This is a genomic window from Gymnodinialimonas sp. JB5-7, from assembly GCF_055693405.1.
Genome location: NZ_JBVFUX010000012.1, coordinates 2,407,665 through 2,433,828, shown reverse-complemented (window position 1 = coordinate 2,433,828; position 26,164 = coordinate 2,407,665). Strand labels below are relative to the sequence as shown.

Below are 26,164 nucleotides of genomic sequence, written 5' to 3'. Positions count from 1 at the left end.
GCAGGAGGAGCCGCCCATGAACGCCCCGCACAAAGACGATGGTTTCTTCACCGAAAGCCTCGCAACCCGCGACCCTGAGATCTTTGCCGCCACGCGGTCCGAGCTTGGCCGCCAGCGCGATGAGATCGAATTGATCGCGTCCGAGAACATCGTCTCCGCCGCCGTGATGGAAGCGCAAGGCGGCGTGATGACCAACAAATACGCCGAAGGTTATCCGGGCCGTCGTTACTATGGCGGCTGCCAATACGTCGACATCGCTGAAGACCTCGCCATTGACCGCGCCAAGCAACTCTTCAACGTCGGTTTCGCCAACGTGCAGCCCAATTCCGGCTCCCAAGCCAACCAGGGCGTCTTCCAGGCGCTGCTCCAGCCCGGCGATACCATCCTCGGCATGAGCCTCGACGCAGGCGGCCACCTCACCCACGGCGCCAAGCCGAACCAGTCGGGCAAGTGGTTCAACGCCGTCCAATACGGCGTCCGCCAGCAGGACCTCGAGCTCGACTATGATCAAGTCGCGGAACTCGCCACCGAACACCAACCCAAGATGATCATCGCAGGCGGCTCCGCCATTCCCCGCATCATCGATTTCGCCAAGATGCGTGAGATCGCGGATTCGGTCGGCGCCTACCTCCTCGTCGACATGGCCCACTTCGCGGGCCTCGTGGCGTCGGGCCACTACCCCTCGCCCTTCCCGCATGCCCATGTCGCGACGACCACCACCCACAAAACCCTGCGCGGCCCACGCGGCGGCATGATCCTGACGGATGACGAGGCGATCGCGAAGAAGTGCAATTCCGCCATCTTCCCCGGCATTCAGGGCGGCCCCCTGATGCATGTGATCGCCGGCAAGGCCGTGGCCTTTGGTGAGGCGCTCCGCCCCGGCTTCAAGGACTACCAGACGCAAGTGATCGCCAACGCGCAGGCGCTGGCCGATCAGTTGATGAAAGGTGGCCTCGACATCGTCACTGGCGGCACCGACACGCACCTGATGCTGGTCGACTTGCGCCCCAAAGGCGTGAAGGGCAACGCGACCGAAAAGGCGCTGGGTCGCGCGCACATCACCTGCAACAAGAACGGCATTCCGTTCGACACGGAAAAGCCGATGATCACGTCGGGCATCCGCCTCGGCTCCCCCGCTGGCACAACCCGCGGCTTTTCTGAGGCTGAGTTCCGCCAGATCGCCGATTGGATCGTCGAAGTCGTGGATGGTCTCGCCGCAAATGGTGAAGACGGAAACGGCGCGGTCGAAGCCAAGGTCCGCGCCGAGGTCAAAGCGCTCTGCGACAAGTTCCCGATCTATCCGGACCTCTGAACCGACCCACCCGCACACATGAAAAAAGCGTCCAACTGGACGCTTTTTTTGTGAAAACCCCGCTCAAGTGAACGCATCTGCGTCCAGATGAGCGGAGTTCCCCTGCTCGACCGTCAGGCGGCCTCTTTGATCGCCTCTTCCAGCATCTTCTCGTTCCGCGCATCCTCGATGCGTTTGATCCGGTCCTCATCCAGGCGCATGTCAAAGCGGTACTTGACCACGTTGATCAGGCTCAGCGTCAAAAGGAAGATGCCCATCGCCCAGTAACCTTTAGTCGCCAGCGGCACGTCGGTGGAGAACCACAAGGACAGGCCAAGCAGGGTGTAGGACAGGGCAACGCCCAGGAAATTCACGTTCAGGATCAGGGTGTTATGATGCTTCTCAAACATGGGTTCAGTCTCCTCGTTCAGGTCGTTTGATTATTTGCTGTCAGATTGTGCGCGCAGACGGCTCAACACGTCGGCCGCAGTGGATTTGGTGGGATCGCCGTAGCCCGCTTCGCCAAGCCGGTCGGCCATATCGGTCCGATCAAGGCCCGCATCGATCTCTTTCAGGATCTGGCTCTGCTCGAACGGATCATCGCGGTTCAACACCCGCTGGATCATCGCCTCGGCCTCTTCAAAAGCGGTGTCCTGCGCCACATGTCGGCCCAGACGCTTCTGAATATCGGCCTCTTTCTTGGCCGCACGGGCTGCGATAGCGCCTTGTTTCAAATCAATAATTCGGCGATTGGCGGCCTCAACCGATTGGCGCAGTTGCAAGATGCGTGTCTCCAGCCGGCGCACCGTTTCACGACGCAGGGTCAGCTCGTTTTCCAGCTGCGCAATCGCGCCAGCCGCCTCGGTCGCAAGGTCTTCGCGCCCGTCATTCAGCGCCTGGGTCGCCCGCCCCGTCAGGTCGGTGATCCGGTTTTCAAGCGCCGTCACCTGACGGCTTTCAGCCCGCTCGCGTTGAATAAGCGAGGCCAGCGAAAACTTGGCGGCCTTCAGGCTCGCCTCGGCCTCGCGGATTTTTTGATCAATCAATTCAATGCAGAAGTGATCGCGCAGACGCTCTTCAGCGCGGGCATTGGCCCCGTCAAACAGCGTGGTCAAAGTTCTCAACATCGTCTTCTCCAAAATTGAACAACGTTCACAAATTGGATGTAGGAGATTCGTGAACGATGTTCAAGAAGTTTTTGAACGATGTTCAGTTTTTTTGTCCGACCTGCTCCAGAAGCAAGCGGATCATGGTGCGCAACTGCTCCCCCGGCACGCCGGAAATGCGGTTTTCAAGGCCCAAAAGCGTGATGCCATGCACGCTTGAGAACAAGGTACGCGTCATCAGGTCCAGTTCGCGCGCATCAAAATCTGGGAAAATTTCGGCCAACGGCTCCGAGATGAAGCGAAACAGCCGCAACATCGCAGCACTATACCATTCCGGCACGGGTCCATCGCTGCTCATCTGTACATCAAACAACGCGCGCCACAGCTTGGGATGCTCCGCAGCAAAACCCAGATAGGCGTGCGACATGGCGATCAGGCGTTCATTCGGGGCTTTGCCCTCCGCCTCTTCAACCGCCGCGCCGACTACTGCGCCCAAGCGGATAAAGGTTCGCCCGTTTACCTCCAAGGTCAGGGCGTGCAGGTCATCGAAATGGCTGTAGATGGCCCCCACCGCGCATCCTGCCTCTTTGGCCAGATCACGTGCGCGCAGGGAGATAAGGCCCTCCGCCTCGATCTGGGCTTCGGCAAGGTCGATCAGTTTTTCCCGCAAGGCGGCTTTTCGCGCCTCTACTTTGCCAGCCATCGAAAACCCCTTTTGAACGCCGTTCAGCTCGCATAACATGGGCTGTGAAGTGGGGAAAGGCTGCGGTTTTCCACCGGTTTGATTGATTGCGCATGAAGCTTATTGTCGAAAAAAGCGCGTAATGTCAGATTGCGAAACCGAAAAAGCATACTAAATCCGCTCAATAAGAAATTTGAAACGACCAGACGAACGATACCGATCGAGCAACCGACTGAGAAAGAACACCTTTTCAAGACCTGGACCGGACCAATGCACGCACCTTCGTCCCTTCCCGAGATCACACCGAACTACCGCAAAGAGGCCGAGCGAGAGATTCGGCGCTTTACGCGTGACTGGACGAAGCGGGACAATCGACTCGCCTCGCTCAGCTATTTTGGTACGTTTGCGGCTTATGTGCTGACGCTCTGGCTGGCCGTACAGGCCTGGCCGGTCTGGTGGCTTGTCGTGCCGCTGATCATCATCAACGCCTTTGCTGGCGTGCGGCTTTACGTGATCCAGCACGATCTGGGCCACAACTCATTCTTCTCAACGAAACGGCTGAACACGCTCGCAGGCCATGCCAGCAGCATCTTCACGCTGACACCGTTCAGCGTCATGCAGTTCAATCACAACGAGCATCACAGTCATCTCGGCAATCTCGATGAGCGGGACACGACCGAGATTTTCACGATGACGCTGCGTGAGTGGACCGAGGCCGGGTTCTGGAAACGCCTGCAATACCGCCTCTATCGCAACCCGCTGTTGATGATCCCTGTTGGCGGGCTGTTTACCTATGTGCTGGCCTATCGCTGGCCCAAGAACGCCGCCCGCATCGCGCCCTTGCAGGTACTGGCACATAACGCGGGCCTGATCGCCTGGGTCGCCCTGATCTGGGCATTGGCGGGCACGCCCGGCCTGATCATCTACGCGGGCACCGTCTTCACGGCGGGCTGCATTGGCGTGTTCCTCGTCTACTTGCAGCACAATTTTGAAGATACGTGGTGGGATCGGAAGCCCGACCTCAACCCGGCCCGCGCCGCGCTGCAGGGCTCCTCTGCGCTCAACCTCGGCTGGCTGTTTGATTTCGCCGTGGCGAACATCACCTACCACGACATCCACCATTTCAACGCCAACATCCCCTCCTACCGCTTGCGTGTGTGCCATCTCGCCCTGCGCGAGAAATACGATGTGCAAACCATCGGTTGGCTGGAGGCGTTCCGCTCCTTCACGCTCAAAGTCTGGGATGAGGATCAGGAACGTCTGGTGCCCTTCCCGAAAGAGACGGCCACACAGCCCGTTGTCCCGGCGGAGTAATCACGCCCCGCCGGACATCACCGCCTTGCGCACCATGTCCCAATAGATGCTTTCAACATCCCCACGCGACAGCCGCCCGCCGTCGCGGAACCATGTTGTGACGCCCGTCAGCATCGAGATGACGGCCATCGTCGCCAGCTTCGTGTCGGGCACATCAAACACGCCTTCCGCCACGCCCGCCCGCAAAATGGCCTCCAACCGATCCTCATAATCCCGCCGCAATCCCTCGATCACGGCGAAGTTCTCGGGGCTCAGATTGCGCAGCTCCATATAGGCGATGAACACCAGATCGGGCCGGTCGAGGTGATAGGCGATGTGGTGGCGCGCAAAGTGTTCGAGTTGCACCGCCGCCCCGCCCTCCGGCGCGGACCATCCCGCCAGCAAATCCTCCAGATGGTCCCGCATCAGCTCGAACAGCAGTGTCTGCTTGTCGGGCGTGTAGAGGTACAGCGCCCCCGCCTGAACGCCCACCTCCCGCGCGATCTGGCGCATCGACACCGCCGCAAAACCATGCCGCGCAAACAGGCGCAACGCCGCGTCGCGGACCTTTGGGCCGGTCGTACCAGCATGGGAGCCTTGAGTGCGTGCCATGGCCCTCGACCCTATATGAACGCATGTTCAATTCAAGGCATCTGGACTTGCCCCTTGAGCCCGCGCTACCGTCGCGCCCATGCGTGCTGCCGCCCTCCTCCTCTGCCTGATCCCTGCCGCCTGCGGGCCCGGCATGCCCGATCTGGACCACCGCCTGACGGCAGAGTCGCAGGCATCAGACTTCCCGCAACTTGTCCCGTTGGAGCCTCTTCTGGCCAGCGCCGATGCGGAAGCCCCCGCGTGGCGGCCACCGAAGGCCTCAGCCTGGAGGCCCGCGTGGCCGACCTCCGCCGCCGTGCCAATTGGCTGCGCAATATGCCTCTGTAACGCGCCTGCGTTGCAGCCCCGCACCTGAGCCGCTAAACGATCCCAACAATTCAATTCGGCCCCGGAGTTTCCGCAATGACTGACCCCATTCGCCTTGGCATCGCCGGGCTTGGCACCGTTGGTGTTGGCGTTGTGAAGATCGTGCAGCGACAGGCGCGCCTGCTGTCTTCGCGCACGGGGCGTGAAATCACGATCTCCGCCGTCTCTGCGCGCTCCAAAGACAAGGATCGCGGTGTAAACCTCACCGACTATGCCTGGGAAGATGACCCCGTCGACCTCGCCAAACGCGACGATGTTGACCTGTTCGTGGAACTGATGGGCGGCGATGAAGGCCCTGCCAAGGACGCAACCGAAGCCGCACTCAAGGCGGGCAAGGATGTCGTCACCGCAAACAAGGCCATGCTTGCCCACCACGGTCAGGCACTGGCAGAACTGGCCGAAAGCATGGGCGCGGCCCTGCGGTATGAAGCTGCTGTGGCCGGCGGCATCCCCGTCATCAAATCGCTCACCGAAGGGCTGGCCGGCAACCGCATCGACCGCGTCATGGGCGTGATGAACGGCACCTGCAACTACATCCTGACCCGCATGGACGAAGCGGGCCTGTCCTACCAAGAGGCTTTCGATGAGGCCGATGGCCTCGGCTATCTGGAAGCTGACCCGAACCTTGATGTGGGCGGCATCGATGCGGGCCACAAACTCTCGATCCTCGCCGCCATCGCCTTTGGCACCAAGGTGGCCTTTGACGATATGCGCTTGGAAGGGATCGGAAACGTCTCCATCGACGATATCCGTCGCGCAGGCGATCTGGGCTACAAGATCAAACTGCTCGGCGTGGCGCAGATGACAGGGCGCGGCCTTGAACAGCGCATGACCCCCTGCCTCGTGCCCGCAACCTCGCCCTTGGCCAGCTCGTCGGCGGCACCAACATGGTCGTGATCGAAGGCGACGCGGTGGAACAGATCGTCCTGCGCGGCCCCGGCGCGGGCGAAGGCCCCACCGCCTCCGCCGTCATGGGCGACATCTGCGACATCGCGCGCGGCCTGCGCCTGCCCGTCTTCGGCCAGCCCGCCGACAGCCTGGTTGAGGCAACGCCCGCCAACGCCGAAAGCCCCGCCTGCTTCTATCTACGCATGGATCTGGCCGACAAACCCGGTGCGCTGGCCAAGGTCGCCACGGCGCTCGGCGAAAACGGCATCTCCATCGACCGGATGCGCCAGTATGACCATGACGGCGGCAATGCGCCGGTGCTGATCATCACGCACAAAGCCGCCCGCCCCGACCTTGACGCCGCGCTCAGCGCCCTACCCTCAACCGGTGTCGTGGTCGCCGATCCGGTGGCGCTAAGGATCGAGGATGTCTGAGCTTTGCCAATTGACCGGATCCTTGGCCCCCTTCTGATCCTGGATGACATCGCAGACGGCCAGATGCATCTGGCCGCGATCTTCGTGGCGCCGCATGGCCAAACCGTCCCTCCGCTCCGGGTTGGCGATCGGGACATCCCGTGCCAGCCCCTTCTCGGCTACGCCGCCGCGCAGTTGTTTCGGGCGCGCTTCGCGGTGCCGGTCGATGCCCCCTCCTCCTACAGCTGGGACGGCGAAACCTACGACCTCGCTTCCGACCTGACCGGCGATTTGCGCCTCGCCTATGCCTCCTGCAATGGCGAGGAACATGGCGACATGGACCGCGATGAGGATGAGCGGAACGTGATGTGGGCGCACCTCGCCGAAGAGCATCGCCGCGCCCCCTTCGCCCTGCTGCTGCACGGCGGCGATCAGGTCTATGCCGATGAGGCGACGCACGGCCACCCGCTCTCCGAGGAATGGCCTGACAAGATCCCGCGCGATCCCCTGCCCCATGACATCGACGACCTGCGCGCCCATCTGCGCGAAGGCTTTGCCGCGCGCTACATCGTCCAGCTTCAGCATCCAAGCTATGCCTGGCTCGTCGCCCGCGTGCCTGCGCTGGCGCAATGGGACGATCACGACATCTGCGATGGCTGGGGGTCTCTGCCGCGGTCCCGTACCTATTCGCCCGTAGGCCAGTGCCTGTTCGAGGTCGCCAAGGAAGCCACGCTCGCGTTCCAGCACGGCACGGTTGCAGGCGATTTGCCCGCGCGTTTCACCGACCCCGACAGCTATCACCTGGGCTGGCAGGTTGAGGCGCCGGGCCTGCGCCTGCTTGGCCCGGATCTGCGCGGTGAACGCACGCGGCGGCAAGTGATGGATGAGGGTGGCTGGCACGCGGTCGAGGCACAGGCGGCTGCCGATTTCCAGGGCCGCACGCTGGTCATGTCCTCGGTCCCGCTGCTTGGGCCGCGTCTTTCGATCCTTGAGGCACTGATGGTGGCTGTGCCGAAAATGCAAAAATACGAGGATGATCTGCGCGACCAATGGCAATCCCGCGCACATCGGGACTCGTGGCGGCGGATGCTGACGCTGATGATGCAGATGCAAGAAACGGACGGCCAGGACGTCACCATCCTGTCAGGCGAAATCCATCTTGCGACGCGGGCCGAGATGGCCGCCCGCAACGGCCAGCCCCTGCACCAACTTGTCGCCTCCGGCATCACCCATCGCCCGCCGCCCAAGGGATGGGCGCGATTTCTTGGCGCCTTGTCGCGCCTTGGCGAAAGCCCGCTGCCGGGCCACCCCATCCGCATCCGCCGCATTCCGGGCCAGGGCTTGCGCTATGTGGCCGACCGCAATGCACTGGTGCTGGAACGAAACGGCGATGATTGGCAGGCTGTTTGGCATTTCGAGACGTACGGTCCCTCGCCCGCATTGGCGATCTGAGGGGGCGCACCCTATTCATGTGTGAATAGCAGCGGCCGTTAACCGACGGGTTTCCATTCATCCATGAATGATCAACGTGATACCGCCCTGTCCCCGTTAGCGCCCCCAGCCTTGTCGCCCCCGCCCTGCCAAGTTAAGGCACTGGCAATTCAGGCACTCATCGCGCAGGGACTTCCATGGCCAAAAAGACTTCAACGACCGCACGCTTTCGCTGGGTCTTGCCCGCGTCTCCGAACACGCCGCGATTGCCAGCGCCGAGTGGATCGGACGCGGGGATGAGAAAGCCGCCGACCAGGCCGCCGTCAACGCCATGCGCGAACAGCTCAACAAGCTCGACATCAAAGGCGTGGTAGTGATCGGCGAAGGCGAACGCGACGAAGCGCCGATGCTCTATATTGGTGAGGAAGTCGGCTCCGGCACCGGCCCCGAGGTCGACATCGCGCTTGATCCGCTGGAAGGCACCACGCTGACGGCCAAAGACATGCCCAACGCTCTGACCGTCATCGCGATGGGTCCGCGCGGATCGATGCTGCACGCGCCTGATGTCTACATGGAAAAGCTGGCGATTGGCCCAGGATTTCCCGAGAACATCGTCAGCCTCGACCAAACCCCCGGCGAACGCGTCCGCCTGCTGGCCGCCGCCAAGCAATGCACAACGAAAGACATCACCGTCTGCGTCCTCGACCGCCCGCGCCACGAGGCGATGATCCAGGAACTGCGCGACACCGGCGCGGCAATCCGGCTCATCACCGACGGCGACGTAGCGGGGATCATCCACTGCGCCGAAGCCGACAAGACCGGCATCGACATGTATATGGGTCTTGGCGGCGCGCCCGAGGGCGTGCTGGCCGCCGCCGCGCTCAAATGCATGGGCGGGCAGATGTGGGGCCGTCTGACCTTCCGCAACGATGACGAAAAGGGGCGCGCCGCAAAGGCTGGCATCACCGACCTCGACCGCATCTACAGCCGCGACGACATGGTCACAGCAGACGTGATCTTTGCCGCCACCGGTGTGACCGACGGCTCAATCCTGCCGGGCATCGTGCGCGAGCCCACCCACCTGACGACCGAGACGATCCTGATGCGCTCAAAGACCGGCTCCGTCCGGCGGATGAGCTACCGCAACCCCCGGCATTGACGACAGACGCCATGGCCTCTGCTCTCATCCTGATCGACATCCAAATGGGGTTCAACGACCCCTGCTGGGGCGCACGGAATAATCCGCAGGCCGAAGCCAACGCGGGACGTCTGCTGGCCGAGTGGCGCAAATGGGCAGCCCCTGTCTGCCATGTGCGCCATATCAGCACCGAGTTCGCCAGCCCGCTGGTCTCGGAAGGCACGATCTTCAAATCCGAGGTCACGCCGCTGGACGCCGAGCCGATCTTTGAGAAGCACGTCAATTCCGCCTTCATCGGCACGGAACTGGAAGACCACCTGACCCATTCGAGCGTCGGTGATCTGGTGATTTGCGGCCTGACGACACCCCATTGCGTCTCAACCACCACGCGGATGGCGGCCAATCTGGGCTTCAACGTCCGCCTAGCCCATGATGCTTGCGCAGCGTTTGCGTCCAATGCGTCGACCGCATGGGCGCCTGAGCTGGCCGAATTGGACCCGCAAACCATCCACGACACGGCAATCAGCCATCTGCACGGCGAGTTTTGCACTGCGATGACCACCGACGCGATCCTGGCCGAGGGGCCATGAGTTATCTGGGCGTCGAAACCTCGCTGACCGGACGGCGCTGGGTTGGCCCGTCTGATGATCTTGCGCGCCATGCCGAGGCGCTGGTGCAGCGGGCTGATCTGCCCCCCGCCGTTGCCGCGATCCTTGCACAACGTGGTGTCAGCCCAGAGGAGGCGCCCGGCTTCCTTGCGCCTGCTCTACGCGATCTGCTGCCCGATCCGATGGTCCTGCGCGATATGGAACCCGCCGCCAAGCGGATCGTGGCCGCGGCGCGCGCGGGCGAGCGCATTGCGATTTTCGCGGATTACGATGTGGATGGAGGCTCCTCCGCCGCGCTGTTGATCTGGTGGTTGCGCGGTCTGAACCGCAGCGCCACGCTTTATGTGCCCGACCGCATTGATGAGGGCTATGGCCCGAATGATGAGGCGATGGCGGCGCTGGCCCGCGACCATGATCTGATCATCTGTGTGGATTGCGGAACACTCTCCCACGGGCCGATTGCGGCTGCGAAAGACGCGGATGTGATCGTGCTGGACCATCACCTGGCCAGTGCCGAGCTGCCCGAATGCGTCGCGGTCGTGAACCCGAACCGGCAGGACGAAAGCGGCGACTTGGGTCACCTTTGTGCCGCGGGCGTCGTGTTCATGGTGCTGGTGGAAGCCAATCGCCGTCTGCGCGCGGACGGCGTCAAAGGCCCAGACCTGATGGCGATGCTTGACCTTGTGGCGCTGGCAACCGTTGCGGACGTAGCCCCCTGATTGGCGTGAACCGTGCGCTGGTGCGTCAGGGCCTGAAGGTCATGGCCCGCCGCACCCGGCCGGGGCTCGTTGCATTGTCTGATGTGGGGCGGCTCGACCGTTCGCCAACTTCCTACCACCTTGGCTTTGTGCTTGGGCCCCGTGTGAATGCAGGCGGGCGGATCGGCGCGGCCGATCTTGGGGCGCGCTTGTTGTCGACGGACAATATGGGCGAGGCAGAGGAAATCGCCGCGCGGCTCGACACGCTCAACACCGATCGCCGTGAGATTGAGATGCGGGTGCGCGAGGCCGCCCTTGCCCAGGCCGAGGGTCGCGGCCTGGATGCACCGCTGATCTGGGCGGCGGAGGATGGCTGGCATCCCGGTGTGGTGGGCATTGTCGCCTCGCGCCTGAAGGATCGCACGCGCCGCCCTGCCGTCGTGATCGGATTCGATGGCGATGCCGGCAAAGGCTCGGGCCGGTCGGTGGCCGGGGTCGATCTTGGCGCGTCGATCCAGAGACTTGCGGCGGAAGGCCTGATCGAAAAGGGCGGCGGTCACAAGATGGCAGCGGGCCTGTCCCTGTCGCGCGCGCAGTTGGAACCCGCAATGGCGCGATTGTCCGAGCTTCTCGCGAAGCAGGGGCGGGCCAAGGCGGCCCGGCCGACCTGCGGCTCGATGCGACGCTGATGCCGTCGGCCGCAACGCCCGAGCTGATTGAACAGATCGAGACGGCTGGCCCCTTTGGGGCAGGTGCACCCGCGCCACGCTTTGCCCTGCCTGCCCTTCGTATCCGGCACGCGCGCCCCGTGGGCGAGACCCATTTGAAACTGACGCTTGGCGATGGCGGCCCAAAGACAATCGACGCAATTTGCTTTGATGCCGTGACCTCGGGCCTCGATGAATTGCAGGCCCATAATGGCCGACCCGCGCATGTCGCGGGCCGGGTTGAACTGAACCATTGGCAAGGTCGCACGAGTGTGCAGCTGCGGCTGGAAGATGCCGCCTGGGCGGAATGAATTTTCGCGCCAATCGCGCAAAGAATCCGCTTGAACCTGCGCTTGGCTTTTTCTAGAAGCCACTTCACTGCCAAGCGTGGCCCGTTCGTCTATCGGTTAGGACGCCAGGTTTTCAACCTGGAAAGAGGGGTTCGATCCCCTACGGGCTGCCACTTCTCCTTCGCACATCACTGGTTCCTTGATGGTCCGCGCCGGACTGTTCGTGTGCATTGTCTTTCGGCATTTCCCAATCCAGCCCATTGTTTTCAAAATCCAAAAGGTCCTTGTCGCCAATCCGCCATGGTCCAGGGCGCGGCGTTTGACTTAGTATCGCAGCAAACCCATTCCTCGGAGCCGTCATGACCGCACGCTATTTCGCCCCGACGGGCGGGCACCCTCCGCAAGAGCAGTTGCTGACCGACCGGGCGGTGTTCACAGAGGCCTATGCCGTGATCCCGCGCGGAACCATGCGGGATATCGTGACCAGCTTTCTGCCGTTTTGGTCAGAGACGCGGCTCTGGGTCCTGTCGCGCCCTCTGAGCGGATTTGCCGAAACGTTTTCGCAATACATCATGGAGGTCTCGCCCGGTGGCGGCTCGGACCGCCCGGAAACGGATGCGTCCGCCGAAGGCACGTTGTTCGTGGTCGACGGCACTAGCACGATCACCATCGACGGCGCGGCGACGGATTTGCGACCCGGTCACTACGTCTACCTGCCACCTGCAACCAACTGGTCCTTTGCCAATAACGGCAACGCACCGGTGCGGTTTCACTGGATCCGCAAGGCTTATGAGCCGGTCGACGGTCTGCCGCTTCCTGACCCGATCATCCTGCATGAGGAGGACGTGGCACCGACCCCCATGCCAGAAACGGATGGCAAATGGGCAACCACGCGGTTCGTGGACCCCAAGGATCTGCGCCACGACATGCATGTGACCATTGTGACGTTCGAGCCGGGTGCCGTTATCCCCTTTGCCGAAACACATGTGATGGAACACGGGCTTTATGTGCTGGAAGGAAAGGCCGTCTATCGGTTGAACCAGGATTGGGTTGAGGTTGAGGCCGGTGATTACATGTGGCTGCGCGCCTTCTGCCCGCAGGCCTGTTATGCTGGCGGGCCGGGGCAGTTCCGCTATCTGCTTTACAAGGACGTAAACCGGCACATGACGCTGCGGCCTGCAGCGTCCGGATTTTGAATTCCGCGAGATTGAAACGCACCGTGTTGGCGGTTGAATTCAATCCGAAGGGATTCGCGCCCAGAATTTATGGAAACTGATTTCACGGTGCGAAAAATATAACAGCCTAATTTATAAGCGCTTTTTGACCGCTAGCCGCCGCAGCCCTCCCTTTTTGCAAATATATCACTCTGTCTCGCGTCGGAATATGGTGCCGGCAACCTGAGACAAGGAGACGGCAATGAGCTTTCAGAATCCGGTTTTCATCCCCGGTCCGACCAACATGCCCGAAGAAATTCGCAAAGCGTGTGACATGGCGACGATTGACCATCGCTCGCCGCTTTTTGGCGGTATCCTGAACCCGTGCCTTGAGAACGTGCGCAAGATCCTCAAATCCGACAGCGCGCACATCTACATCTATCCCTCGACCGGCACCGGTGGCTGGGAAACGGCGCTGACCAACACACTTTCGCCCGGCGACAAGATACTGGCGGCGCGCAACGGGATGTTCTCGCATCGCTGGATCGACATGTGCCAACGCCACAACCTGGATGTCGAGATTGTCGAAACGCCCTGGGGCGAGGGCCTGCCTGCCGACCGGTATGAAGAGATCCTGACGGCGGACACAGCCCACGAGATCAAGGTGGTTCTGGCGACGCACAACGAGACGGCCACGGGCGTGAAATCCGACATCGCCGCCGTCCGCCGTGCACTCGATGCGGCGGGCCACCCCGCACTGTTGTTCGTGGATGGCGTCAGTTCCATCGGGTCGATGGACTTTCGGTTTGACGACTGGGGCGTGGACGTCGCCGTCACGGGCTCGCAAAAGGGGTTCATGCTGCCCGCAGGGCTCGCGATCCTGGGCTTCTCTGACAAGGCGATTGAGGCCGCGAACACCGCCAAGCTGCCGCGCACCTTCTTTGACATCAAGGATATGGACGCTGGCTACGCGGCGAACGCCTTTCCCTACACGCCACCGGTGGGTTTGATGAATGGCCTGAAACTGGCCACGGACATGCTGTTGGATGAGGGGCTGGAAAACGTATTTGCCCGCCACAACCGTATTGCCGAAGGCGTGCGTCTGGCCGTTGGTGCGTGGGGGCTTGAGCTTTGCGCGGCCTCCCCTGACGTCTACTCTGACACCGTCAGCGCAATCCGCACGCCCGAAGGCTTCAATGCCACCGACATCGTGACCCATGCGGCCAGTCAGTACGGCGTCGCTTTCGGCGTAGGCTTGGGGAAGTCGCTGGAAAGGTCTTCCGCATCGGCCATTTGGGCAGCCTGACCGACGTCATGACGCTGTCGGGCATCGCCACGGCCGAGATGGTCATGGCCGATCTCGGGCTCAATATCCAACTCGGCTCCGGCGTTGCAGCGGCACAGGATTTCTACCGCTCGCATCCCGCAACTTCCGCACTAGAGGCAGCCTGATATGGACGGACAAATGTATATCCCCACCTATCAAGACATGCTTGAGGCCCATGACCGCATCAAGCCGCATATCCGCCGCACACCGATCCGCACCTCGGCCTATCTGAACGAACTGACGGGCGCAGAGCTGTTCTTCAAGTGCGAGAATTTCCAGGAACCGGGTGCCTTCAAGGTGCGCGGTGCCACCAACGCGGTTTTCGGCTTGGATGAGGAGCAGGCCAAGAAGGGTGTCGCGACGCATTCCTCGGGCAACCATGCCTCCTGCCTCAGCTATGCGGCCATGCTGCGCGGTATTCCGTGCAACGTGGTGATGCCGTCAACGGCCCCGCAGGCGAAGAAAGACACGGTTCGGCGCTACGGCGGCAACATCACGGAATGTGAACCCTCGACCACCTCGCGCGAGGCGACCTTTGCCGAGGTTCAGGCCAAGACCGGTGGCGATTTCGTCCATCCCTATAACGACCCACGCGTGATCGCAGGGCAAGGCACCTGTGCGCGTGAGATGATGGAGCAAACCGACGGAGTCGATATCGCCATGGCCCCCATTGGCGGCGGTGGCATGGTGTCGGGCACCTGCCTGACGCTTTCGACGCTGGCCCCTGAAGTGCAGATCATCGCGGCCGAGCCGGAACAGGCCGATGACGCGATGCGCAGCTTCAAGGCGGGCTACATCATTGCAGATGATGCGCCCAAGACCATAGCCGACGGCCTGTTGGTCCCGTTGAAAGAGCGGACATGGCATTTCGTGTCGAACCACGTCACCGACATTCTGACCGCAAGCGAGGAAGAGATCATCGATGCGATGAAGCTGACGTGGAAACATCTGCGCATTGTGATGGAGCCGTCCTCGGCAGTGCCGTTGGCGACCATCCTCAAAAACAAGGAACGCTTCGCGGGTAAGCGCGTGGGCGTGATCATTACGGGCGGAAATGTCGACCTGGACAAACTGCCATGGACACTCTGAAGGGAGATCGGAAATGAACAAGCAAGTAAATTTCGAAGAGCTGGAAGTTGGTTTTGATGTCCCCGCCCTGCCCGGCATGGACGAGGCAGACATCCAGACGCCCTGCCTTGTGCTGGACCTCGACGCGCTGGAGCGCAACATCAAGAAGATGGGCGACTACGCCAGATCCCACGGCATGCGCCACCGGGTCCACGGCAAGATGCACAAGTCGGTTGATGTGGCGAAGCTGCAGGAACAGCTTGGCGGCGCCTGTGGTGTGTGTTGCCAGAAGGTGTCAGAGGCCGAGGTCTTTGCGCGCGGCGGCATCAAGGATGTCATGGTCTCCAACCAGGTGACGGACCCGGCCAAGATCGACCGTCTCGCCCGTATGCCCAAGTTCGGCGCGCGCGTTCTGTGCTGTGTCGATGATCCTGCTAACGTGGCGGATTTGTCGGCGGCAGCCGTGCGTCACGGCACCCAGATCGAGGCACTGGTTGAGATCGACTGTGGCGCGGGCCGGTGCGGCGTGACCACCACCGAGGCAGTCGTGGAGATCGCCAAGATGATCGACGCGGCCGAAGGGCTGAAATTTGCGGGCATCCAGGCCTATCAGGGCGCGATGCAGCACCTCGACAGCTATGAAGAGCGGATGGGCAAGACCCAGATCGCCATCGACATGGTGAAAGACGCCATTGCGGGCCTCAAGGCCGTGGGTCTGGAGTGCGATATCGTCGGCGGCGGCGGCACCGGATCCTACTATTTCGAGAGCAATTCGGGCGTGTTCAACGAGCTTCAGTGTGGGTCCTACGCGTTCATGGATGCCGATTACGGGCGCATCCTCGACAAGGACGGCAAACGCATTGACGAGGGCGAGTGGGAGAACGCGCTGTTCATCCTGACCACCGTGATGTCCCACGCAAAGGCCAACAAGGCCATCGTGGATGCGGGCCTGAAGGCGCAATCCGTGGATTCCGGCCTGCCCACGATCTACGGGCGCGATGACGTCGAGTACGTGAAGTGCTCGGACGAGCATGGCGTGGTCATGGACGAAGGCGGCGCTTTGAAGGTGAACGACAAGCTGCGCCTTGTGCCTGGCCATTGTGACCCGACTTGCAACGTGCACGATTGGTATGTTGGCGTACGCGGCGGCAAGGTGGAAACGCTCTGGCCCGTTTCGGCCCGCGGCAAGGCCTACTGAGTTCGAATTGCCTTTTGCAATCCGATCCTGTGTGGGGGCATTCTGCTCCCCACACTCCCCTGAGAATTCTACTGGCAAGATGAAAGAGCGGGCCACGGGCAGCCGTCGCCCCGGAGACCGTTATGCTGATCGTTCCCGAGCGCGAAATCGCCAACCTGATGACCCGAGAGGCTGCGTTTGACGCGGTCGAAAAGGTCTTCGCCGCCATGGCGGCGGGCGATGCCTATAATTTCCCCGTCGTGCGTGAGGCGATTGGCCATGAAGACGCTCTGTACGGGTTCAAGGGCGGGTTTGACCGCGCCGGCCTGACCCTGGGTCTGAAGGCCGGTGGGTACTGGCCCAACAACCTCGACAAACGCAACCTAATCAACCACCAGTCCACCGTGTTTCTGTTCGACCCCGATACCGGCAAGGCAAAGGCCATGGTGGGCGGCAACCTGTTGACGGCCTTGCGGACGGCGGCGGCGTCTTCGGTGTCGATCAAGCATCTGGCGCGCGCAGACGCCAAGGTGATCGGCATGATCGGGGCAGGGCATCAAGCCACCTTCCAGTTGCGCGCCGCATTGGAACAGCGATCGTTCGAGAAGGTGATCGGCTGGAATTACCACCCCGAAATGCTGCCGAATATCGAGAAGGTAGCGGCTGAGGCAGGCTTGCCGTTTGAGGCCGTGGATTTGCCGGGTATGGCTGAGGCCGATGTCATTATCTCAATCACCTCTGCCTTTGCACCGTCCTTGATGTCCGATCATGTCAGCCCCGGCACCCACATCGCCTGCATGGGCACCGACACCAAGGGCAAGCAGGAGGTTGAGGCGGCGCTGCTGGCTCGCGCGACCGTGTTTACGGATGAAGTGGCGCAGTCCATCTCCATCGGGGAAGCGCAACACGCGGTGGCCGAAGGTCTAATTGCCGAGGCTGACGTGCATCAGGTGGGCGCAGTCATCAACGGCGCGCATCCGGGGCGGTCTTCGGCAGAAGAGATCACGCTTTTCGACGGAACCGGGGTTGGCCTGCAAGACCTGGCCGTGGCCGCCGCCGTCGTCGATCTGGCTGTTGAGCAGGGCGTTGCAATCGAGGTCGATTTCTAACCGCCTCTCTGACCAGTCTTTGACCCAATAAAAAGGGGCGCGGCATGAGGACATGGCGCGCCCTTTCATTTGTAAATACGACCCTTAGCTGTCTTTGCCAGGCAAGCTGCCCGAGCCATGGCCCGCAAGCCCGCCCGAGACTTCCTCGGTCGCCTCACCGGACAGTTCTTCCGGCAGAACCAGGTTCAGTACAATCGCGATGAACGCAGCCGGCAGAAGGCCCGAGACCATCAGCACCCGGATCGAGTCCGGCAGATATTGCACAGCGCCGGGCTCTAGCTGCAGGCCGAGACCCACCGACAAAGCGACCGCAAAGATCACCATGTTGCGGCGGTTCCAGTTCACGTCCGACAGCATGGAGATACCTGCGGCCACGACCATGCCGAACATGACGATTACGCCGCCGCCCAGAACCTCAATCGGGATCGTGCGGATCAGGCCGCCCACTTTGGGGATCAGGCCACAGATGATCAGGAAGATCGCCCCGCAGGTCACGACATGGCGGCTCATCACGCTGGTCATCGCGATCAGGCCCACGTTCTGGGAGAACGAAGTGTTGGGGAAGCCACCGAAGAAGCCGGCAATCGCGGTACCGAAACCGTCAGCGAACGTCGCGCCGCGGATTTCCTCATCGGTTGCTTCACGACCGGCCCCGCCCTTGGTGATGCCCGAGACGTCACCCACAGTTTCAACGGCAGAGACGAAGGACATCAGGCAGAAGCCCAGGATCGCTGCGACCGAGAATTCGAACCCATAGGCGAATGGACGTGGCAGCGCGAACGCAGCGGCCCGATCCCAGGAGGTCGCAATCGCCTCAAACGACAGCATGTCGGTGAAGAACAGGCAGTAGAAGTAGCCGACCATCAGGCCGATCAGCACGGCAGAGATCGAAAGCATGCCGCGGGCGAAGAATTTCAGCGCCAGCGTCACGAAGACCACGATCAGCGCGACGATCCAATTGCCAAGCGAGCCATATTCCTCGGTCCCGATGGCCGGCACGCCGCCGGCGGCGTACTGGATGCCGACTTTCACAAGCGCCAAACCGATCATCGTCACGATAAGTCCCGTGACCAGCGGCGGAATCGCAAAGCGGATCTTGCCGATGAAGAGGCCCAGGAAGCCGTGGAAGATGCCGCCGACGATCACACCGGTGAACAAAGCCGCCAGTGCATCAACGCCCTGCCCCGCCACCAGCGGGATCATGATCGGCAGGAAGGCAAAAGACGTGCCCTGCACGATGGGCAGTTTCGCCCCAATCGGGCCGATGGAGACGGTCTGCAGCAGCGTCGCCAAGCCAGCAAACAGCATCGACATCTGGATGAGGTACAGAAGCTGCGGGAAATCGGGGCTGTTCGACCCAAACCCAAAGCCTGCCGCACCGGCCACAATGATCGCGGGTGTAACGTTCGACACGAACATGGCCAGCACGTGCTGGATGCCCAATGGGATCGCCTTGTAAAGCGGCGGTGTATAATTTGGATCGCGGAGCTGCTCCGGCGTTCCGATGGATGTATCGGCCATTCTTTGTCCCTCCCAAGAAAGCCCTAGACCAGCCCCGCGCTGATGCATTTTTGTCCCGGCTCGACAAGATACGGGGTGTCGAACCGGTGTTCTTCCAGGTTCGGCGTGGTGCCGATCCTGTCGATGACCGCAAAAAGACCCGGCGCGTGAAGGGGTGTGAGAACCCCGTGCCAGGTGTTGCGGTGAAAGTTGATGCCCTGCCCCGATGCTGCCACGAAGGCGCGCGGGTTCGCGGGCGTGCCGTTATAGTCTTCGGCCACGAAGACCAAGAATGGATGCGCGCTCATGCAGATGAAGGCTTGGGAGCCTTCGGGGTGACGCTCCACGAGACCCACCTTTATGGGCCAGGTCACGATCTCACTTTGGAAGACGCTGATCCCGGCGCGTCCGTCCGGGCCGAAATCGAGCTGCGCGCGATCATGGAAGCGCCCGCACAGGCCTTGATTGATGATCTTGTCGGCTGTTCCTGTCGCCTCCAATACATCCCCGAACGCACAAAACGCATCGGATGTCAGGGGCATGGCGGTCAGGCGCTGGGTCATTGCCCCAGTTTCTCCTGCAAACGCAGCTCAGCAATTCGTTCGACTTGCTTGCAGGCCTCGGCAAATTCGGTGCCGCGATCATTGGCGATCCGGTTCTGGAATGCTTCAAGAATGGACGCCTTGGTGTTGTCCTTGACCGCGATGATGAACGGAAAGCCGTGCCGTTCGACATAGTCAGCGTTAAGGCGCTGGAACGTCGCGCGTTCATCATCGGTCAGAAGGTCAAGGCCCGCGCCTGCCTGCTCGGCGGTCGATTCAGCGGTCAGCTTGCCGGCGGCCGCCAGCTTGCCCGCCAGATCGGGATGCGCCGTCAGCACACCCAAACGTTGCTCTTCAGTTGCACTGCGGAACACACGCGCCAACGCGTTGTGCACGCCCGCTGCACTGTCGTGCATCGGACCCAGTTCAAGGCCATGGGCGCCTTCGGCAATCCACGGCGAGTGCTCGAATATCCCGCCAAATTCGGCGACGAATGTGTCGAGGTCCATCTGCGAGGGGCGAAGCCCATGATCAACTGGATGTTCCTTCATCCAGTGATCGGCAATCTGTTCGCGGGTGGCGAACCAGACGCCGTCACGGCTTTGCATATAAGTCAGCGCGCGTTGCAGCGCGGCGGCCCGACTGGGGCGACCGATCAGGCGACAATGCAGGCCGATGGATAACATCTTGGGCGCACCTGCCTCCCCTTCGGCATAAAGCACATCGAAGGCATCACGCAGCATCTGCTCAAAATCGGCGCCAGTCGTGAATCCCGCCTGGATGGAGAACCGCATATCATTGCAATCCATCGTGTAGGGCACGATCAGCTGATCCTTGCCCCCGGCTTTCACCCAATAGGGCAAATCATCGGCGTAGCTGTCGGCGATATAGGCCAGATCGCCTTCTTCCGCGGCCAGATCGACGGTATTCATCGAACAGCGGCCCGTATACCAGCCGCGTGGTGGCGCGCCGGTGACGTCTGTGTGCAGACGGATGGCCTCGCGGATCTGCGCGCGTTCTTCATCGGCGGACATATCCTTATGCTCCACCCATTTCAGGCCGTGGCTGGCGATCTCCCACCCTGACGCCTTCATGGCGGCAACCTGTTCTGGTGCGCGGGCGAGCGCGGTGGCCACGCCGTAGACTGTGACCGGCACATCACCCAGAATGCGATGCACCCGCCAGAACCCGGCGCGCGCGCCGTATTCGTAGATCGACTCCATGTTCCAATGCCGTTGACCGGGCGAGGGCTGCGCACCGGTGATCTCGGACAAAAATGCCTCGGACGCGGCATCGCCATGCAGAATGCAGTTCTCGCCGCCTTCTTCGTAGTTCAGGACGAACTGAACCGCGATCTTCGCCCCATTCGGCCAATTCGCAGCCGGAGGCGTTGCGCCGTATCCTGACATATCACGGGGGTAACGGTTCAAGGCGGTTTCCTTCCAGAGTTAATGATTAATAGATCAAGGCAATGGATTTGTTTTTCAAAAAATTCTTTATACAGCCTTCTGTCCATCGTCCTTTGCGACCATCCCATCACCACGGCTATAGACGTACAACCAATGAAAGGAGCCTGCGATGACTGGCTATCTGACAACCCATGTCCTTGATACCGCACGCGGCTGCCCGGCTGAGGGCCTGCAAATCGACCTCTACCGGATCGAAGGTGAAGCGCGCACGCTCCTCAAGACGTTGAAAACCAACGATGATGGCCGCACCGGTGAGCAGATCTTGCCCGCGTCCGATTTCCAGATTGGCGAGTATGAGCTGGTCTTTCACGCCGGTGCGTATCTCGATGCCTCCGGCACACCGCCGGAAACTCCACGCTTCCTAGACGTCATTCCAATCCGCTTCGGGATGTCGGAAGCCGCACACTATCACGTGCCGCTCCTGCTTTCGCCGTTCAGTTATTCGACATATCGCGGGAGTTGAGCCGCCCGCTCGGCCGCCTGAATGGTTGCACTGACACGGTCTATCACGAACTCCATGAACAGGCGCGTCTTGGGGTCTTGCATGCGGCGGTGGGTGAACAGGCAGGCCATCTGGATCGGCTCCGGCGGCGTTTGCCGCGCGACCGCGATCAGACGCTTTGCCTTCAGGTGATCGGCCACTTCGAAGACGGGCTTCATCGCAATCCCATGCCCGCCAAGCGCCCAGTCTGTCAGCACATCGCCATCGTCTGACTCGTAGCGCCCGTCGACACGAAACCGCTTTGCGCCGGTCGGTGTCATCAATCGCCATTGGAATTCTGACGCGCCCGGGAACCGCAGGTTCAGGCATTCGTGCTTGCCCCCAAAAGGTCATCCCCGGATGTCGGATGACCATGGGTCGCAATGTAATCGGGCGACGCGCACAGCACACGCTCCACATCCGCGATCTTGCGGATGCGAAGGTTGCTGTCCTCGGGTTGGCCCAGAAAAAAGCCAGATCCAGACCTTCGGTCGTCAGATCAACTTTCCGGTCCGTCAGCCTTAGACGCAACCTGACTTCGGGATATGCTTTCAGGAATTCCGGCACCAACGGTGCGATCAGGCGGCGCCCTACCCCAAGCGGAGCAGCGACATAAAGCGAACCTTTGGGGTTTTCGGTTATATTGACGACCTGCGCCTCGGCGTTTTCCACCGACTCCAGCACCTCTTTCGCGCCATTGTAGAACGCCTTGCCCTGTTCGGTCGGCGTCAAGCTGCGCGTTGTCCGCTGAAACAACCGGACGCTCAGATGCTCCTCCAACTGCGAAATCCGCGAGGACGTCACCGCGGGCGAAATCCGTAGGTCACGGCCTGCAGCGGACATGCTGCCAAGCTCATACACACGGACGAAGGTGCGGATATTGTCGAGGTAAGACATTATTCTGCTTTTTTGATGCTGCTTGGCTTTTGCCCAGGATACCGGAAAAGTGCACATTCGCCTAGTCTGTCCAGACGTTCGACCATAGAGAGGAAGAGCATGTTCGATTTGCTCGTAATCTGGGATTGGATCGCCTTTTCGGTCCGGTGGCTTCACGTCGTCACGGCGATGGCGTGGATCGGCGCCTCGTTCTATTTCATAGCACTCGATCTGATGCTGAAGCCCAATGAGGCCCTGCCCGAAGGCGCCCATGGCGAAGAATGGGAAGTGCACGGCGGAGGCTTTTACCACACCGTCAAATACATGGTCGCACCGGCCCGGATGCCAGAGCATCTGACCTGGCACAAATGGCAAAGTTACGCGACCTGGCTGTCGGGGGCCGCCCTGCTGATGATCATCTATTGGGTCAGCGGCGAGTTGTATTTGCTGGACCCGACAAGGGCAGACCTGACGCTGTTTCAGGGCATCCTGATTTCAGGCGCATCGCTGACCGTCGGCTGGCTGCTCTATGATCAGATGTGCAAATCAAAGCTGGCCGACCATCCAACGATTCTGATGCTCCTGCTATTCGTGATCCTCGTCGTGATGTCGTGGGGCTATCATCAGGTGTTCACTGGTCGCGCGGCCCTGCTGCATCTGGGTGCGTTCACGGCCACCATCATGACAGCCAACGTCTTCTTCCAGATCATGCCAAACCAGCGCATCGTCGTGGATGACCTGAAGGCGGGCCGCACACCCGACGCCAAGTATGGCAAGATTGCTAAGGTCCGGTCGACCCACAACAACTACCTGACGCTTCCGGTTGTCTTCCTGATGCTGTCCAACCACTACCCGCTGGCCTTTGCCACCGAGTATTCGTGGATCATCGCCTCGCTGATCTTTCTGACCGGCGTGACCATCCGGCACTATTTCAACACGATGCATGCCACAGGCAAAGGCCCGCACTGGACTTGGGGTGTGACCGTACTGCTGATGATTGCAATTGCCTGGCTCTCGACGGCCACAGACACCGAGACATGGGAGGAGGCCAATGCCCGCACCCTCACCCCTTATGAGGAGCGCTTCACCGCGTCCAACCACTTTGCCGACGCCGCCAGCATCGTGATGGGCAATTGCTCCATGTGCCATGCACGCGACCCGGTTTGGCCGGGCCTGCTATGGGCCCCGCGTGGCGTCTATCTGGAAACGGATGGCGACATCGCGCGGCATGCAGAGCAGATCTACTATCACGCTGGCCTCAGCCATGCGATGCCGCCGCCCAATGCAATTTCCACCATGGATGCTGAAAGCCGCGCGACGCTGGTGGCGTGGTACCGGGATGTGACGCAAACCTCCAACTGACGCCGCGCGATTGGAACGCCTTTCCGCGCTGTGTCGACAGCTTTCCTTGCATACCGAGCCACGTCTTATATCACCGGGGTATCGACCGTCTCGCGCGACGGCAGGCATCACAACGGAGCGGACCGGTGAAGCAGATCGACCTGAACTCGGACCTTGGCGAAGGCTTTGGCTCTTGGCCCATGGGCGATGACGCGGCGATGCTTTCGATCGTCACAAGCGCCAACATCGCGTGCGGCGGCCATGCTAGCGACCCGGAAACGATGTTCAAAACCCTCGTCGCAGCCCAAGCCAACGGCGTCAGCGTTGGCGCGCATCCCGGCTACACTGATCGTGAAGGCTTTGGACGCCGGGTTATTCCAATGGAGCCGGACGAGATCGGGCGCATGATCACGGCGCAGGTCGGCGCGCTTCAGGCGATGGCCAGACTGGCGGGAACGTCGGTGTCCTACATCAAACCCCACGGGGCCTTGGCGAACCTTGCCGCGCGCGACGATGCGGTCGCCCGCGCCGTTGTTGCGGCGACCAAAACCGCGTTTCCCGATCTTGCGCTTCTGGCAATTTCAGGCACCCGGGTCGAGGTTCAGGCGAAAGCGGCAGGCGTGCGCGTGTTCTCCGAGATCTTCGCGGATCGGGGCTATCTCGCCTCCGGCCAATTGGTCCCGCGCGGTCAATCGGGTGCCATGATCGAAGATGCCGAGGAGGCCGCAAACCGCCTGCTGAAAATGCTGGACACCGGCCTGATGCCCGTGATCGACGGCGACCCGATCCCGTTGGACGCACACTCGATCTGTGTGCACGGCGACAGCCCCCATGCCGTGGGCATGGCACAGGCGATCCGGTCAAAGCTGGAGGATGCGGGGATCACAATCGCAGGGTTCCTGTCCGCGTCATGATCGCTCCTGTCTTCAAACCTGTGGGGGACAGCGCCCTTCTTGTCGAATTCGGCCCGCGGGAAGATGATGTCCTGAATCAATTGGTCATCACGCTCGACCACGCCATCGCCCGAGCGGAGATCCAAGGTGTGCGCGAGACGGTCCCGGCCCTTGTGAACCTGCTTGTCGTGTTTGATCCGGTTGTGGTGGACCACGGCGCGATCAAAGCCGCCGTTCAGGCGCTGCTTCCGCTGCCCGAAGCCACAGGTAGTCAAACCACACACCATGACGTTCCGGTCTGTTTCGACACAGAGTTGACACCCGACCTGCGTCACGTCGCAACGGCCTGCAAAAGATCGGTCGATGACGTGGTCGCGGAGCTTGTTGCCGTGAACCTGAAGGTCGCGATGTATGGCTTCGCGCCCGGCTATGCCTATCTGACCGGCGTGCCGAAAGCCCTTCACGTTCCCCGCAAGAAGACCCCGAAACCGGATGTTCCCAAAGGCAGCATCTTGATGGCAGGGCCACAAAGCATTGTCACATCGCTGACCATGCCAACCGGTTGGTCGATCATCGGCCGCTCCCCGTTCGAGGTGATGCAAACGACGGGTGAGACGAGCTTCCGCTTCAATGTCGGCGATACGGTCCGTTACACGCCGGTCGGGCGGACGGCCTTGCCATCGCATTTGCAGACCCCATGACGACCGCGCGCCTCAAAGTGATCAGCGCGGGCCCGCTTGTGTCGTACCAGGACGCGGGCCGTCCGGGTCTGATGCGCTACGGTGTACCGGCCTCCGGCCCGATGGATCGCTTCGCCCACGCGGCGGCGAATACCATGCTTGGCAATCTGCCCGACCCGGCCTGCATCGAAATTTCCCTGGGCGGTCTGGTACTGGAATGCGTCGAAGGCGAGGTTTCGGTCGCCATCGCGGGCGGGTCGTTTCGTACCGGGTTGGACGGAGTGATCAGCGAAGGATGGGCGGTCCACACCCTCGCGCCGGGCACACGGCTCAGCGTCAGTGGCGGGGCGTGGGGCAGTTGGTGTTACCTCGCATTTGCTGGCGAAATAGCGGCCCCGACATGGTTATCCTCCAAGGCGACCCATACCCTGTCGGGATTGGGCGGCGGCACAATACGCACCGGCGACATCATCACGATCACTGATGCCACCACGCGCCCGGGCCGGGTGGGGACCTACGATGTGCCGGAGGTCGCACGGCCGCTGCCTATCGGGCGCCTCGTCATCGGCCCGCAAGACCATCTGTTTGCGCACGGCGCCACCGACACCCTTTGCAGCCCCTATCGGGTCACGGATGCCTATAACCGGATGGGCATGCGCCTGGACGGACCTGCGCTGCGGCTTGGCAACGCGCTGTCGATTCCGTCTGAACCCATTGTGCGCGGGTCCATACAGGTGGCCGGTGACGGTGTTCCAACCCTTTTGCTGGCGGACCATCAGACCACCGGCGGCTATCCCAAGATCGCCACGTTAATCGGCGCCGACACGGATCGGATCGCGCAGGCCAGATCAGGCGACCAGCTGAATTTCAAGGCTGTTGAAGTCGAAGAGGCAATCACCATCGCCAGCGACGCTTCCCATGCGCGCGCCCATGCACTGGAAGCCCTCGCCGCGCCGCGTCTTTCACTGGAACAACGCTTGCAGCAGGCCAATCTGATCAGCGGGGCCGTTGCCGAGGATTAGAG

21 protein-coding genes, 1 tRNA gene and 4 pseudogenes are annotated in these 26,164 nt (G+C 61.6%); 18 read left to right on the top strand and 8 right to left on the bottom strand.

The annotated features are described in order from the left end of the window. The first annotated feature begins 16 nt into the window (after positions 1-16). On the top strand, positions 17-1,312 hold the full coding sequence (gene glyA / locus ACZ1HK_RS21080; RefSeq protein ID WP_472630342.1) for a serine hydroxymethyltransferase: 1,296 nt from the start codon (positions 17-19) through the stop codon (positions 1,310-1,312). Positions 1,313-1,425: 113 nt separating this feature from the next. Here the strand turns inward: glyA and ACZ1HK_RS21075 are convergent, their stop codons facing one another. From ACZ1HK_RS21075 to ACZ1HK_RS21065, 3 genes are all read right to left on the bottom strand, one after another. After that, on the bottom strand, positions 1,426-1,701 hold the full coding sequence (locus ACZ1HK_RS21075; RefSeq protein WP_472630341.1) for a YiaA/YiaB family inner membrane protein: 276 nt from the start codon (positions 1,699-1,701) through the stop codon (positions 1,426-1,428). A 30-nt stretch (positions 1,702-1,731) separates the two neighbouring features. Continuing rightward, positions 1,732-2,418, bottom strand: a complete 687-nt coding sequence (locus tag ACZ1HK_RS21070; protein ID WP_472630340.1) for a PspA/IM30 family protein — start codon at positions 2,416-2,418, stop codon at positions 1,732-1,734. 82 nt (positions 2,419-2,500) lie between these two features. Next, positions 2,501-3,100 carry a TetR/AcrR family transcriptional regulator gene (locus ACZ1HK_RS21065; RefSeq protein WP_472630339.1) on the bottom strand — a complete coding sequence of 200 codons (600 nt, stop codon included), beginning with the start codon at positions 3,098-3,100 and terminating at the stop codon, positions 2,501-2,503. 249 nt (positions 3,101-3,349) lie between these two features. On the opposite strand from ACZ1HK_RS21065, the gene ACZ1HK_RS21060 reads away from it, so the two are divergent. After that, on the top strand, positions 3,350-4,393 hold the full coding sequence (locus ACZ1HK_RS21060) for a fatty acid desaturase (protein WP_472630338.1): 1,044 nt from the start codon (positions 3,350-3,352) through the stop codon (positions 4,391-4,393). Here the strand turns inward: ACZ1HK_RS21060 and ACZ1HK_RS21055 are convergent, their stop codons facing one another. Continuing rightward, positions 4,394-4,984, bottom strand: a complete 591-nt coding sequence (locus tag ACZ1HK_RS21055) for a TetR/AcrR family transcriptional regulator (protein WP_472630337.1) — start codon at positions 4,982-4,984, stop codon at positions 4,394-4,396. A gap of 402 nt (positions 4,985-5,386) precedes the next feature. Between ACZ1HK_RS21055 and ACZ1HK_RS21050 the strand changes: the two are divergent. From ACZ1HK_RS21050 to bhcD, 11 genes and pseudogenes are all read left to right on the top strand, one after another. Continuing rightward, positions 5,387-6,672: pseudogene (locus ACZ1HK_RS21050) on the top strand (homoserine dehydrogenase). Positions 6,673-6,735: 63 nt separating this feature from the next. Next, positions 6,736-8,103: an alkaline phosphatase D family protein gene (locus ACZ1HK_RS21045; RefSeq protein WP_472630907.1), complete on the top strand. Its 1,368-nt coding sequence runs from the start codon at positions 6,736-6,738 to the stop codon at positions 8,101-8,103. Positions 8,104-8,314: 211 nt separating this feature from the next. Then, complete coding sequence (glpX, locus tag ACZ1HK_RS21040) at positions 8,315-9,241, top strand: class II fructose-bisphosphatase (protein WP_472630906.1); 927 nt, start codon at positions 8,315-8,317, stop codon at positions 9,239-9,241. 11 nt (positions 9,242-9,252) lie between these two features. After that, a complete protein-coding gene (locus ACZ1HK_RS21035; RefSeq protein ID WP_472630336.1) occupies positions 9,253-9,810 on the top strand; it encodes a cysteine hydrolase family protein in 558 nt (185 codons plus the stop codon). After that, positions 9,807-11,544: pseudogene (gene recJ / locus ACZ1HK_RS21030) on the top strand (single-stranded-DNA-specific exonuclease RecJ). The gene ACZ1HK_RS21035 and the pseudogene recJ overlap by 4 nt, the downstream one beginning before the upstream one ends. Positions 11,545-11,622: 78 nt before the next feature. Beyond that, positions 11,623-11,696, top strand: a tRNA-Glu gene (locus ACZ1HK_RS21025). Between the two features lie 186 nt (positions 11,697-11,882). Beyond that, positions 11,883-12,719, top strand: a complete 837-nt coding sequence (locus ACZ1HK_RS21020) for a bifunctional allantoicase/(S)-ureidoglycine aminohydrolase (protein WP_472630335.1) — start codon at positions 11,883-11,885, stop codon at positions 12,717-12,719. A 220-nt stretch (positions 12,720-12,939) separates the two neighbouring features. Next, positions 12,940-14,129 (top strand): annotated as a pseudogene (gene bhcA, locus ACZ1HK_RS21015) (L-aspartate--glyoxylate aminotransferase BhcA). Between the two features lie 13 nt (positions 14,130-14,142). Continuing rightward, a complete protein-coding gene (bhcB, locus tag ACZ1HK_RS21010) occupies positions 14,143-15,093 on the top strand; it encodes a beta-hydroxyaspartate dehydratase BhcB (protein ID WP_472630905.1) in 951 nt (316 codons plus the stop codon). Positions 15,094-15,106: 13 nt separating this feature from the next. Further along, positions 15,107-16,270, top strand: coding sequence for a 3-hydroxy-D-aspartate aldolase BhcC (gene bhcC, locus ACZ1HK_RS21005; RefSeq protein WP_472630334.1), 1,164 nt, complete (start codon positions 15,107-15,109; stop codon positions 16,268-16,270). A gap of 122 nt (positions 16,271-16,392) precedes the next feature. Beyond that, entirely contained in the window at positions 16,393-17,358 is a 966-nt protein-coding gene (gene bhcD, locus ACZ1HK_RS21000) for an iminosuccinate reductase BhcD (protein WP_472630333.1), read from the top strand. A gap of 84 nt (positions 17,359-17,442) precedes the next feature. On the opposite strand, the gene ACZ1HK_RS20995 is transcribed toward bhcD, so the two are convergent. From ACZ1HK_RS20995 to puuE, 3 genes are read right to left on the bottom strand one after another with little or no spacing between them, the layout of a single operon-like run. Further along, positions 17,443-18,879 carry a uracil-xanthine permease family protein gene (locus tag ACZ1HK_RS20995; RefSeq protein ID WP_472630332.1) on the bottom strand — a complete coding sequence of 479 codons (1,437 nt, stop codon included), beginning with the start codon at positions 18,877-18,879 and terminating at the stop codon, positions 17,443-17,445. Positions 18,880-18,902: 23 nt separating this feature from the next. After that, positions 18,903-19,421 (bottom strand): ureidoglycolate lyase, encoded by a 519-nt coding sequence (locus ACZ1HK_RS20990; protein ID WP_472630331.1) that lies wholly within the window; start codon positions 19,419-19,421, stop codon positions 18,903-18,905. Then, positions 19,418-20,830 (bottom strand): allantoinase PuuE, encoded by a 1,413-nt coding sequence (gene puuE / locus ACZ1HK_RS20985; RefSeq protein ID WP_472630330.1) that lies wholly within the window; start codon positions 20,828-20,830, stop codon positions 19,418-19,420. Before puuE ends, ACZ1HK_RS20990 begins: the two co-directional genes overlap by 4 nt. Before the next feature lie 148 nt (positions 20,831-20,978). Between puuE and uraH the strand changes: the two genes are divergently transcribed. Next, a complete protein-coding gene (gene uraH / locus ACZ1HK_RS20980; protein WP_472630329.1) occupies positions 20,979-21,332 on the top strand; it encodes a hydroxyisourate hydrolase in 354 nt (117 codons plus the stop codon). Here uraH and ACZ1HK_RS20975 read toward each other — a convergent pair. Continuing rightward, positions 21,308-22,247, bottom strand: a pseudogene (locus ACZ1HK_RS20975) (LysR family transcriptional regulator). The gene uraH and the pseudogene ACZ1HK_RS20975 sit on opposite strands and share 25 nt — an antisense overlap. A 99-nt stretch (positions 22,248-22,346) precedes the next feature. Here ACZ1HK_RS20975 and ACZ1HK_RS20970 point away from each other — a divergent pair. From ACZ1HK_RS20970 to ACZ1HK_RS20955, 4 genes are all read left to right on the top strand, one after another. Next, on the top strand, positions 22,347-23,588 hold the full coding sequence (locus ACZ1HK_RS20970) for a urate hydroxylase PuuD (RefSeq protein WP_472630328.1): 1,242 nt from the start codon (positions 22,347-22,349) through the stop codon (positions 23,586-23,588). 125 nt (positions 23,589-23,713) lie between these two features. After that, on the top strand, positions 23,714-24,481 hold the full coding sequence (locus tag ACZ1HK_RS20965; RefSeq protein ID WP_472630327.1) for a LamB/YcsF family protein: 768 nt from the start codon (positions 23,714-23,716) through the stop codon (positions 24,479-24,481). Further along, positions 24,478-25,161 (top strand): 5-oxoprolinase subunit B family protein, encoded by a 684-nt coding sequence (locus tag ACZ1HK_RS20960; protein ID WP_472630326.1) that lies wholly within the window; start codon positions 24,478-24,480, stop codon positions 25,159-25,161. Before ACZ1HK_RS20965 ends, ACZ1HK_RS20960 begins: the two co-directional genes overlap by 4 nt. After that, positions 25,158-26,162 (top strand): 5-oxoprolinase subunit C family protein, encoded by a 1,005-nt coding sequence (locus ACZ1HK_RS20955; protein WP_472630325.1) that lies wholly within the window; start codon positions 25,158-25,160, stop codon positions 26,160-26,162. Before ACZ1HK_RS20960 ends, ACZ1HK_RS20955 begins: the two co-directional genes overlap by 4 nt. Positions 26,163-26,164 lie beyond the last annotated feature (2 nt).